The organism is Humibacter soli (genome assembly GCF_054779035.1).
This window is the reverse complement of sequence record NZ_BAAGYX010000001.1, coordinates 2,082,269-2,096,032: the sequence shown is the minus strand read 5'-3', so window position 1 is coordinate 2,096,032 and position 13,764 is coordinate 2,082,269. Positions and strand designations below refer to the sequence as shown.

1 protein-coding gene (running past one end of the window) is annotated in these 13,764 nt (G+C 69.1%); it reads left to right on the top strand.

The features are described from left to right. On the top strand, nucleotides 1-13,764 hold the 3' portion of the coding sequence (locus ACYVDN_RS09725; RefSeq protein WP_460570819.1) for a hypothetical protein. The gene continues 17,955 nt to the left of window position 1, outside the view; 13,764 of the gene's 31,719 nt are visible here — the last part of the coding sequence; its start codon lies beyond the left edge, outside the window; its stop codon occupies nucleotides 13,762-13,764.

Genomic DNA, 13,764 nt, shown 5'->3' with positions numbered 1-13,764 from the left:
GTCGCCGACGGGCTCACCATCACGGCATCGGGCGCGGTCGTCGTGTCGTCGACGAACAGCACAGACGCCACCTCGAAGGCGATGGGCACCGCGCTCAAGCAGGGCAGCACGAACATCGGCGCAGCGATCGGGCTTAACGTCGCGACCGTCGTGAACAAGGGATCGATCGGCGTCGGCGCCCACATCACCGGCGGCAGCGTCGCTGTGCAGGCACTGACCCCGGCGAACGCCGAGAACGACTTCGTGGTCTGGGGCATCTCGGCATCGGGCGGCGACGGCCAGGCGAGTGTCGCCGGTTCTGTCGGGGTTCAGGTCATCGACTACGAGACGACGGCCGTGATCGGGGCAGGCTCGACGGTGCGTTCGACGGGGGGCGTCGCCGTGCAAGCGAGCAACCCGATGGGGCTGCAGAACATCGCGGCGGCCGGCGGCATCTCGCTCGACGGCTCGGGCGTCGGCGCAGCGGTGGTGGTGAACATCCTCACCGTTCCCACGCTCGCGTACATCGACTCCAGCGCCACTCAGCGCACGGTGATCGACGCTGGCGGTGCCATCGTCGTCACGTCGACGGCGGGCATCGCGGCACTCGCGCCGAACCTGCCGAAGATCACGGTGCCGAACGTCACCTCGGTCGCGATCGCGGGCGGCGCGGGCACCAGCGGCGTCGCTATCGGCGGGTCCGTGATCATCGACGTGATCAACCTCGCGACCCGCGCCTACATCGCCGACCACGCCTCGATCAACCAGAACGTGCCGGTGAACTCGGCGCAGTCGATCACGATCTCGGCGCAGGACACGACGACGTTCGTGCAGCTGGCCGGTGCGATCGCGCTCACGGCCGGCGAGGTCGGCGTCGGACTCGGCCTGGTCGTCGACGTGTTCAACAAGGATGTGCGGGCATCGATCGGCGCCGGCGTCGCGGCACGGGTCGGCGGCTCGGTCTCGATCGCCGCGTCGGCATCAGAGTCGTTCACCGTGCTGGCCGTCGATGCCGCGGCATCCACGAGCGCGGCCGTCGCCGGCTCGATCATCGTGGTCGTGGTGAACCAGGGCGACGACGCCCCTGGGACCAGGGCGTACATCGACGGCGGAGCCCAATCGCCGAGCACCGTGCTCGCGGGCGGCGACGTGAGCCTGCAGGCCTCGGACACGGTTCCGACCCTGTCGCTCTACGCCGGCAACCTCAGCATCGGCGGCAGCGCGGGCGTGGGCGTCTCGTCTGCGGTGCTCGTGCGCACCGGCATCGTGGATGCCTACATCGCGGCTTCCGACACCCTCCAGGCCCACGGTACGAGCGGCCTGTCTATCGGTGCGACGCAGTCGGAGGATGTCACGCTTCTCGCCGTGGGCGGTGCCGGCGGCGGCAGCGCCGGAGTCGCGGGCTCGGCCACGGTCGGCGTGCAGAACGACACGACCCACGCCCACATCGATGCGGGCGTGACCGTCAACGGCGACAACACAGGAGCCGCGGCCACGGAGGGCATCGCACTCAGCGCCTCAGACACCACCACCCTCAAGGGAGTCGCGGGCCAGCTCGCGATCGGCGGCGCGGCCGGAGTCGGCGCGGGTGCCGACGTGGAGGTGCTGAACAAGAGCACCCAGGCGTGGATCGCCCCCGGAGTCACCGTCGCGGTGCGTGGCAACGCAACGATCGATGCGGTCTCGAGCGAGAACGTGACGTCGATCTCGTCCGGCGGTTCCGGCGGTGGCGCCGTCGCCGTCGCCGTGAACGCCGCGGTGCCGGTCTTCACCATCGTGACCCAGGCATGGATCGGCGGCATCTGCTCGGCGAAGCCGGCAACCCCCGCGGCGTGCGCGAGCTCCCGCTCGGTCGTGAACGCGGGCGGCAACGCGCGGGTGGCCGCGACGGAGCAGCTGACGATGACCGTCGTGGCGGGCGCTATCGCCGTCGGCGGATCGGTCGGTGCCGGTGTCGCCGCCGCCGTTCCCGTGATCACCAAGACCACGACCGCCTACCTCGGCGACTACTCGGTGCTGAACGCGCTCGGCAACGGCACCGGGCTCACGGTCGCGACCGGCGGCTTCACCACAACGGGCGTCGACACGAGGTTCACGCCGTCGACGGCCATCCAAGCGGACGGCATCACGCTGCACCTCCCGTTCTCGAACGGCTTCACCGACGGCGAGCAGGTGATGTACGACACCGGCGGCGGGGACCCGATCGGCGGCCTGACGCAGGGCCAGGTGTACTACGTGCAGGTCGTGTCGCCCACCGACATCCAGCTCTCGCTGACCCCGGGCGGCGCTCCGATCCACCTGACGGCCCCGAGCCGCGGTGGCGAGTCGCAGCGACTCAACCCGACTGACAAGGCCACGCCGCCGACGAGCACGGCACCCTACTTCCAGCCGTCGGATGTCTCAGGCACCGTCATCACCCTGCCGTACGATCTCGACCTCTCGCTCGGCGACCCGATCATCTACAGCTCGGGCGGCGGCACCCCAATCGGCGGGCTCGTCGACGGCGGCGAGTACTACGTCATCCCGGGCGCTCCCGGATCGCACCAGATCCAGCTGGCCGACTCCCTGTGCCACGCCGACCCGAGCGCGACCGGATGCTCCGGCTCCGTGCAGCAGGCCATCAACCTCGACCCGTCTGTGGCCACCGGCAGGGCGCACAGCATCGTGAAGCAGGGCGATCAGCCGTCGCCCGACCCGTCGGCGACCCTCGGCATGCACACGGTCACCGGCAACACCCAGACCGGATTCCACGGTGTGGCGATCACCGCGAACAACAGCGACGACATCTCCGCCGCAGGCGTGACGGCAGGGTTCGCGGGCATCGCGGGCGTCGGGGTGGGCGGCAGCGTCAATGTCGTCACGGCGACGACGACCGCGTTCGTCGGCAAGCTCGCCCAGGTGAACGCCACCAACACCGGGGCGAACACGGCTCAGTCAGTGCTCGTGGATGCCGGCAACGCGTTCAACCTGCTGATGGTCTCCGCGGTCATCGCAGGTGGAACGGTCGGAGTCGGCGCCAGCGCCGCGGTCGGCGTCGTGAAGCTCACCACCGACGCCTACCTCGACCAGAGCTCGTACGTCGGTGCGGCGCGTGACGTCGGCGTCGTCGCGACGGGCACGGATGCCGTGACCTCGGTCTCCGCGACAGGTTCGGTCGGCTTCGTCGGGGTCTCCGGTGCTGCGTCCGTCGTCGTGCTGACCACGCACACCTACGCGGACACCGGACTCGCCGCCACCATCGCCGCCGGCAACAACGTGCTGATCGCCGCGCACGACGACACGACGGTGATCGCGGTCGGCGGTGGCGTCGCCGGCGGCTTCGTCGGCGTCGGCATCGGCGTGACGGTCACCTCGATCACCAAGGACACCAGGGCGTTCATCGGAGCCGGCAGCATCGTCGACGCCAAGGCGACGCAGCCGACCACCCAGCTGAGCGGCGTGTACGACGGCACCTTCCACGGCGTCGGGTTCGGCACAGCGCCGTTCAACGGCCTGGCCGTGCAGGCGGGATCGAGCGAGAATATCTTCGGCCTGGCCGTCGCCGTCGGCGCGGGCGCCGTCGGAGTCGCGGGCGGCATCGACGTCACGCTGCTGCACGCCACGACGGCGGCATTCATCGACAGCGACATCCTGAACCGCACCAAGGTGAACACCGGGGCGGGGGCGGGGTCCATGCAGTCGGTGAACGTCTCGGCGGCAGACGCCACGAAGGCGCTCACCATCGGCGGCGGCGCTGCCGGCGGTTTCGTCGGAGTCGCGGGCGGCATCGACATCGGCATCGCAGACACGACGACCCAGGCGTACATCGGCGGATACGCGACCGTGTACGCGGCGCGCGACCTGATGCTGAACGCGCTCGCCGCGAAGTCGATCTCCAGCTACGCGCTGAGCGTCGGTGTCGGAGCCGTCGGCATCGCGGCATCCGTCTCGGTCTGGACCGTCGGCACCGACCCGACGACGTCGTACAACTCGGGCGCGAACGGCACCGACCGCGGCACGTGGTCGTCCGCCGCGACCTACAACAAGGGGGACGTCGTCACGGCATCCGACGGAAACCGGTACGGCGCCCTGGTCGACCACCCGACGCTGAACCCGGTCAACGACACGTCGCACACCCAGTGGGAGGGCGCGGCCGACGCCCTCGCTCCGTCCAGCGGCGCCACCGCGCAGAGCCAGTCGGGCGCTACGGCCAACGGCTCGGGAGCTGGCGGCTACCAGAGCATCCTCGACGGGGCGATCAGCGGCTCGACCGACAAGACGAACCAGCGCATCGCGCCGACGCTGACCGGGGCATCCGGCTCGGTGCATGACGCGGCACCCAGCAGCGATCTCGTGAACAACGAGTTCAGCAACCCGCAGCTGCCTGGCGGCACGGCGAGCCAGATCGGCATCGGCGCCGTGATCGTCATCGGCGGTGCGCTGCGCATGCGGGCAGACGAGCAGAACTCCTACTTCGGCGTCGCTGGCACGGTTGCCGGTGGCATCGCGGCGGTCGGCGGCTCGGTCGTCATCGCGAACCTGACGAGCAACGCCGACGCCGGCGTCTCCACCGGAGCGTCCATCACCGCGGGCGGCGACGTGAGCGTGCGCGCCGACACCACCGAGAACAGCGAGGGCGTCGCGTTCGCCGGTCAGGGCGGCCTGATCAGCGTCGGCGCGCAGGTGGTCGTCATCACCAGCCACGCCGTTCAGAACGCGCACATCGACACCGGGGCGGTCATCCCTACCGCAGGCGGAACCGTGGATGTCGAAGCACACGCCACCCGCACGGTCAACCCGCTCGCCATCGGCATCGCTGTCGGTGCAGCTGCTGTCGGCGCGGCGGTCGCGGACGCCGAGGTCGACGGCGACACGACGGCGACCATCGGTGTCGTGACCATCGGCGGCGCGGCCCCGGCGGGCGGCGTCAAGGAGCTGGCACAGTCATCCATCACCGTCCCCACCGAGGCGTACTCGGTGCAGGGCGGCATCGGGGTCGGCATCACCGGCGCCGGCGCCGTCGCGCACATCTCCGGCACCACCTCCGCCGACTTCTACGGCCACGCGACGCTGAGCGGTGGCCTGTCCGTCGCCGCCTCTGCCTCGAATACGGCCTCCGGTGTCACCCTCGGCGTGGCCACCGGCGTGATCGCGGCCGGCATCATGGTCGTCACCGCTCGTGACGACCGCACAACGTTCGCCCGCATCGACTCCGGCTCCTCCGTCTCGGCCGGCGGCCAGGTCGCGGTGAGCGCCACCTCGGCGAACCACGCGACGGTTCTGGCGCTCGGCGGCACGGTGAGCGGCGTCGGCATCACGCTCCTGCTGCCGATCGCCAGTGTGACGGGCACCACCGAAGCGCACCTCGACGGCGTCGTGACGTCATCCGGTTCGATCGCGGTCTCGGCGACCGGGCAGAACCAGGTGAGCGCAGAGGCCGACGTGCTGAGCATCACGCTGCTGGCCGGCGGGCAGGGCACGTTCCCGGTCGCGATCGTCGCGCTGACCGCGAAGATCCTGGCGAGCATCGGCTCTGCGTCGCCGAGCGTGCGCAGCACCGGCCTCGTCTCGGTCGCGGCGAACGTCACGGTCGACGGCAGCGGTCACGGCAACTACGCGTACGCCAAGGTGCTCGGCGGAGCAGGCGGCTTCCTCAACGCAGGGGCCTACACGGCAGCGGCCGAGCTGCTCGCCCCGACCACCGCCGAGCTGCGCACCACGGTGCTCGGCTCTGGCGGAGTCTCCGTCACCTCGAATGCGACCAACACCGCAGATGCCAGCACGGTCGTCGGCTCGATGACCTTCGCCGGCGTCACGCTCGCCGGCGTCGTCGCCCAGGTCGCCTCGACGGCCGCCACCACAGCGACGGTGCTCGGTGGAACGATCGCCTCCACCGGAAAGGTGACGGTCTCCGCAGGCGCGACCAACTCGTCGAGCGTCGACACCGAGGTCGGCAGCATCGGCGTCTACACCTTCAGCGCGTCGCTGCCGTTCGCACACGTCGAGGCGCCGACCGGCGCCGAACTCGGCGACCCGGTGCTCAGCGCCAACGGCCTGACGGTGAGCGCGAACGCGACGAATACTGCGACGGCGAACTCGCACCTGCTCGGCATCGGCATCCTGAGCGGGGCGATCGGCGGAGCGGATGCCGAGATCACTCAGTCCGCAGCCATCACCGCCGTCGTCGACGCGACCGCCACCACGGTGAACGCCGGCTCCGGCGCGCTGACCGTCTCCGCGACCTCCGTGAACCACGCGACAGCGACCCCGTCGCAGCTCTCGGTCGGTGTGGTCTCACTCGGCGGCCTCGCCCCGACCGCGATCATCGCGGCCCGCACGAACGCGGAGTTCGACGGCCGAACGACCACCTCAGGTGCTTTCAGCGTGACGGCCTCCGGCCAGAACGCCGCGAAGGCGACGGTGAGCGCCGACAACTTCAGCGTGATCGGCGTGAGCGGTGCGCTCGCCGACGCCGAGGTGCAGTCGACGGCCGGTGTCACCGCGTCGGTCAGCTCCGCGACGTCGCTCACGGCCTCCGGGCTCGTCGCGGTAGGAGCATCCCTCGCCACCGGCGGAGACTCGGCAGACGCCGAGATCACCTCGACCGGCGGCGGACTCATCCACGGCGGCGTGTTCTTCGCCAAGGGCATCGTGGCTGCGCCGGTCTCCGCGACGTTCAGCGGCAGCGTCCTCGGCTCGACGGGTGCCGGCATCACGGCATCCGGCGCCAACACCGCCACCGCGATCACGGAGTCGCTCGGAATCGGCCTGGCCAGCGTCACCGGTGCGGCGGTCGATGCCGAGGTGCTCGCATCGGCGAGCGTCAGCGCCACCTACGGCTCGGGCTCGCTCGTCACCTCGGGCGCCGTCACCGTGTCGTCGACGAGCGGCAACACGGCGACCTCCAACACCGACACGCTCGACGGCGGCCTCATCGCCGGCAACGAGAGCATTCCGATCGCCCGCGTCGCCTCCGGCACCAGCGCCGAGTTCGACGGCCACCTCACCGGCGGCACAGGCCTTGCGGTCTCAGCGACGTCGACCTCCGCAGCCTCGTCCACTTCGGGTGCTCGGGCGTTCGGCCTCGCGGGGGCATCCGATTCCTCGCCGTCCGCGATCATCACGAGCGGTGTCGTCACGCAGGCGAACATCGGGGCATCCGCCCTGCTGAACGCACCGAACGGCGCGGTGTCGGTGGTCTCCACCGCCACGAACTCGGCCATCGCCCGCGGCGGGTCGACGAACGGCGGTCTCGGCTCCATCTCGAGCGCCAACCCTGCGGCGACCGACAACGGTCACACCTTCGCCCGCATGCTCGGCGGCGCGCACGGCGCAACCGCCAAGACGCCCGGTGCTCTCTCGATCCAGATCCTCGCGACCGGCGGCGACAGCGCGACGGCGCTGATCAGCGACACCAGCGTCGGCGGTCTCTCCGTCGCGAACGCCGGCGCGGTCGCCACGACGATCACCACAGTCGAGACCGACTTCGGCGCATCGGGCGCACCGATCGCCACCGTGCACGACATCAAGGTCGGCGTCTCGTCCAACCCCGTCTCCATCTCGTCCTCGGAGAGCGAGCACGTCGGCATCGCCCTCGACCTTGCACACAACTCGGCCTCGGTGACCACCAACCCGACGGTCAACCTGCTCATCGGCCAGGGCGCGCAGATCTACGCAGGCGGAACCATCACGGCCACCGCGCAGCAGAACACGCAGGCGCCGCCGTCGCCCAACTCGAGCGAGTTCGACGGGGCGACCGGCGTGAACACGACAACGAACGTCATCACGCTCACGGCGCAGCACAGCTTCACCACAGGCAGCACGGTCACCTACGACGCCAGGGGCGGCACCCCGGTCGGCGGGCTCACCAGCGGCCTGAACTACAACGTGATCGTCATCGGCGACAACTCGGTGCAGCTCGGCTCGCTGTTCAACGGCTCCGAGATCGACACGGCGACCGACACGATCGCCTTCGGCACGACCATCGGCGGAAGCTTCGTGCCGCTCAACCACAACCTGCACGAAGGCGACATCGTCGTCTACGTCGTCCCGAGCGGCGGCACGGCCATCCCGGGTCTCATCGCCGGGCACCAGTACCGGGTGCACGTCGTGGATGCCTCGCACATCCAGCTCTTCGACCCGACCGTGTCGCAGACGCCCGTCACCGTCACCGGGTCGAACGTCACAGGCGGCAACACCTTCACCGTCGGCAACACCTACAAAGACGGCAACGCCGTGGTCTACCACGCGGGAGACCCGCTCGTCAGCTTCTCCAGCCAGGGCGTGAACATCGAGACCGACAGCAACGGCCAGCCGGTCATCACGGGGAACCCGCCGCAGCTCGTCAACCAGGACAACAACGTCATCGTCGTGCAGGGCCACGGGCTCACCACGGGCCAGGCCGTCGTCTACGAGGGAGCGTCCGACCCGATCGGCGGTCTCGTGAACGGCCACACCTACTACGTCATCGTGCTGAACGCCAACGACATCCAGCTCGCCGCAACGCTCTGCGAGGCCACCGGCGGATGCACGGACGGCGACAACAACCCCATTCCGGTCACCCCGATCACGCTGACCCCCGACAAGTCGGCTGCCGGCGAGGCCGTGACGCACAGCCTCTGGATCCCCGGTCAGCAGCCGATCCAGGGACTCGACGACGGTGCCACCTACTACGTCGTGAACTCCTCATCGACGAGCTTCCAGGTCTCCACGACGCCGGGCGGAGCGGCCATCCCGCTCGACGGCACAGGGATCACGGGTCTCGGCAACTTCGTCCCTGCACCGGTGCAGCTCGGCACCGGTGGCAGCGACGGCCAGGAGCTCGTCATCGACCTCACGTCCACAGGCAGCGGAACTCAGTCCCTGACGGCCCTCGGCATCGGAGGCACGACGCCCGGCGGCGGACAGAAGTCCACCGCGACGGTGGACGGCTCTGGTGGCGGCTTCATCTCGTCCTCCAACGCCACCCCGACGGCGAGCGAGACCGCAGCGGTCACCGTCACGATCGGCAGCGGAGCGACTCTCACCGCCGGCGGCAGCATCACGGTGACCACGAACTCCAACGCCGGAGTCGATGCCAACGCGTCCAACAGCGGAGGCGGCCTCGTCGCGATCGGCAGCGCAGAGGGCACCTCGACCGTGACGACGTCGACCATCGTCACCGTCGGCACCGGCTCGACGCTCACCGCGGGAGACGACATCACGATCGCCCCCGTCACGGTCGGGCAGGCGGACGCCTCCAGCCAGTCCAGCGCCGAGGGGCTCGGTTCCGGCGTCGAGTCCGACGCGGGCGCAACCCTCACGATCACCGCGACGACGAACATCGCAGGACACCTCACGGCCGGCAGGGCGGCGAACCTCGGCGCGCAGAGCCAGGCGTACTCCAACGTGAGCACGCACGCGGAGGCCGGAGGCCTCGGAGCCGATGCCAACGCCGGGCGGTGCGGCGGACCCGGCTGCGACATCAACGTCACCGACAACACCACCGTCGACATCCAGCCGGGCGCAGCGATCACTGCGGACACCGTCAACCTCACCTCCGACGTCAGCGGCATGACCCTGAACAACCAGGGATACACACACGCGACGGCGCTCGGCGCAGGATCACGGGCATCCGCGAACGTCTACGTCACCTCGAACTCGACGCTGCTGATCGAGACCAACACCAAGATCGTCGGCTACGAGTCGGTCACGCTCACCGGCGCCCACGACAACATTCTGCTGATCGCCCACTCCAACGCGAACTGCGGCTGCTTCGGCGGCGACACCGACTCCGACGCCACGAACAACTACCAGAGCACGTCGAACGTCACTGCGCAGGCGGGGGCCGTCATCCGCACTGGCTTCCTCGACGTCGAGGCACTGCAGAACGAGCTCGGCTGGACCTGGCAGCGCGACCGCGACGGAGCCGTGTTCGACGGCGGAGGACGTGGCGGCAGCGACACCAACAACGCGCAGCGCACCATCGTGTGGAACGCGACCGTATACCTGCATGCGCCAGACCCACAGCTCGAGATCGATGCGAGCGGCACCATCACGAAGCTCGACGGCGTGGTCGTGAAAGACGATCTGGGGAACACCTATGCCCTCGGCTCGACCATTCCGATCGGACGCATCATCGAGGTGCAGAACATCGCGAACACCGGCGGTGCGACCGTGATCTTCCACGCCAACACGCCGACGACGCAGCCGAACAACGCAACGGCACCGGCCAGCACGCTCACCGGCACGGCAGGCACGTTCACCGTTCAGAACACCTTCGACTTCGTCAGGCTCTACAACCACTCCAACCGCAGCATGGTCGTGCACGGTGTCGGCGTCGTGAACCTGAACGGCACGGCGGCGACCATGCAGATCGAGGTGGTGGACAGCTCGGCGTTCCGCTTCAGCGTCGGCACCCCGATCTTCACGCCCACAGCTGTCGACATCGAGAACTTCCTCGACGGCGGCGGAACACCGCAGCTGGTGATCGACGGCTGGATCTACAACCCGATCGGCTCGACACACGTCGACAACCAGCACGGCGACATCCTCGCCGGCCCCGACTCGCCGATGATCACCACCAACACACTGGCGATCTACGCGGATGCCGGAACCATCGGCACCTACGCGACGGTCGGCGGCACGACGGTGCGGGTGCCCATCCCCGTGCAGCTGGTTCAGAGCGACTACCTCGTCGACAACGTCGACCCGACCAGGCTCGTCGGTCTTGTTGCCGACGCTCTTGTCGACGTCGTGCTCGACATCACGTCGATCCTGCGCGGTGCCGCAGTGCCGTTCACTCCGACGCTCGGACCGATCCACGCCGGCCACAACATCGACCTCGTGCTCGGCGACAGCCTGCAAGGCAACGACGTGCCAGCCATCTCGTCCGACTACCTGCAGGTGAACGTCTACAACACCGACCACATCGGCACCACCTTCCCGCCGACCGGACAGTACAAGGTCTACTTCCACCCCGACCAGACGCCGTCGTACGACCTTTCGCTCGTGCTCACGGCCTTCGGAACGTCGAACCAGCCGTATGACAGCACCTACGTGTTCCCGGACCTCAGCGCCGGCAACGACATCCGGGTCATCCACGCGGCCGCCATGGCGAACCTGAACCTTCAGGTCACGACCAACGTCGACGCGACGCTCACCGGGGCCGAGTTCCCCGTTCCGTTCTCGACGCAGGACGGCGTCGGCGAGATCGACCTCTACACGAACGGCTCGATCGTCGACACCGAGACGGTGAGCGACCTGCGCATCGGAACCATCACGTCGACGAACTCGGATGTCACCCTCGTCGCCGCCGACTCCGCCGGCGCCTCCATCTTCGATGTCGACGCCATCCACGACGGCAGCGCCCGCGTGACAGGAAACACGATCACGATGATCGCGCTGTTCGGCGGGATCGGCTACGTGACCCCGAACGCGAACTACCTCGAGATCCACTCCTCCAACGCCGCCCGCGGCAGCGTGCTCGCCCTCGCGAACAACGGCATCTACCTCACCCAGACCACCGGTGACCTCTACGTGGCGCTCGTCGACTCCTTCACCGGCGACGTGGCGCTGACGAACAACGACGGCTCGATCCTCGACAACGACCCGACCGACGCCGTGCAGGTCTCCGGTGCGAACATCGACCTCATCGCGCACAACGGCTCGATCGGCGCGACGGGGGCCACCTTCAGGATCGACACCGCTGCCGACGGTCGGCTGTACGCCCTCACCGACCGCACCCCGTCGCTCCCGGTCGGCGCCGACCCGCCGGCCGAGATCGACATCACCGAGGTCGCAGGCCCGCTCACGGTGCTCCGCGCAGAGTCGATGTTCGGCAGCGTGCGACTGGCCGTTCCGTACGACGGCAGCGGAACGTCCGACCTCACGATCGTGAACGACGGTCAGACCCTCGACGGAGCGGATGTCGTCACGCAGGGTCGCATCGTGGCGGGAAGCGCCCTCGCGCAGGCTCCTGGCACCGACATCCTTCTGCAGGTCGGCGACGACCTGTTCGAGCCGGCCGGCGCGATCATCCAGGGTTCCACCGTGACCATCTACGCCGAGTACGGGCAGGATCCGTCAGCCCCGGTCGGATCGACCCTCTACTTCGGCGGAACGCTCAGCGGCGAGCCGACCCAGATCTTCGGCGGCGCAGGCAACGAGACGTTCGTCTTCGACCACACTTACCTCGGCGGGCAGACGGATGTCTACGGCGGGCCCTCAGCGGTCGCCGGGGTTCCCGACGGGAACGACACCTTCGTCGTCGACCACCTGCAGACGATGACGACCACCCACCTCGACACGTCGGGCGACCCGTATGACGGGCAGCAGGTCCGCGACACACTCCACCTCGACGGCGAGCTCGGCAACAACACCTACGTCGTCACGACCTGGGGCAGCGTGGATTCGCTGAACCACGACTACCGCATCGAGGTGCTCAACACAGGAGCGCGCGGCGGGCTCAACACGCTCACCATCAACGGGTCGGACGGGCCGGACGTGTTCCTGCTTCGCGGGTCGTCCATCATCCCCGACGAGCCGCAGGCGCAGCAGCCGGCGTTCGTCGCGCTGCTGCACTCCACGCTGGCGGCCGAGCGCATCGACTACGACGACCACATCAACGCGCGCCTGACCGTGAACGGGCTCGGCGGCAACGACCTGTTCGCGGTGGATGACGACAGCACAATCACCACGCTGAATGGCGGTGCCGGCAACGACACGTTCATCATCGGCCAGGTCTACACGGTGCCGCGCGTCGCTCCAGACGTGCACCCTGAGGACTCGTTCCCGACGATCAAGACCGGGTTCGGTTACGTCAGCGACGGCGTCAGCTTCCCGACCACCATCTACGGCGGGCTCGGAAACGACACGTTCATCGTCAACCACAACCTCGCCGAGCTGCGGCTCGAGGCGGGCGGCGGCAACGATTCGTTCGTTCTGCGCACCCTGCAGTCCGGCTCGACGTTCCTGACGAACGGTCTTGTCACCGCCGACGGCGGCTCGGGCGTCAGCACCGTGCGACTCGACATCATCGGCGGCCTCGGGCACGTCTCCTCGAACATCAACGGGGCCAAGGGCGACGGGCTGAACCTGCAGATCCGCAACTTCCGTTCGGCGCCATCGCGCGAGCACGCCTCGCCGATCACGCTGCTGCCGACCCTGCTTCCCAACGAGGACCCGCCGGTGTTCCCGGTGATCCCGGTCGTCGACCCGTTGGCCGGCGGCGGGCACATCATCGTCACCGAGACGGGTGGTCGCACCGTCATCCGCGAGACCGGACAGACCCAGGCGACGTACACGATCCGGCTGGCGACCGCCCCGATCGCGGATGTCTACATCACCATCTCTGTCGCGTACGGTCCTGGCGCCCCCTACGCGCTCGTCTCGCTCGACGGCATCACCTACTCGACGATGGTCATGCTCGTCATCCCGGCAGGCGACACGACGGCGCACACCATCTATCTGCGGTACGAGCCCGGCACCGTGATCGACCCGAACGAGGTCGTCGAGACGGTGAGCCACGCCAGCGAAAGCGACGACCCGGCGTTCGAGCACGCGGCCATCGCGAACGTCTACATCAACATGCAGCCTGCGCAGATCATCCCGAACCCGCCGAAGCCGCCTGTTCCGCCGAAGCCGCCGGTACCGCCGACACCGCCCGCACCGCCGACGCCATCCGGCGGGGGAGCGGGTGGCGCGACGGCCGCGGGATCCGGTCTCGCGCCGACGGGCTCGGACACCGCGCCGGCCATCGCACTCGTGTTCCTCACGCTGCTCTCCGGTCTGGTGCTGCTGCAGGTGCGTCGTCGCCGCGCCCGCTGA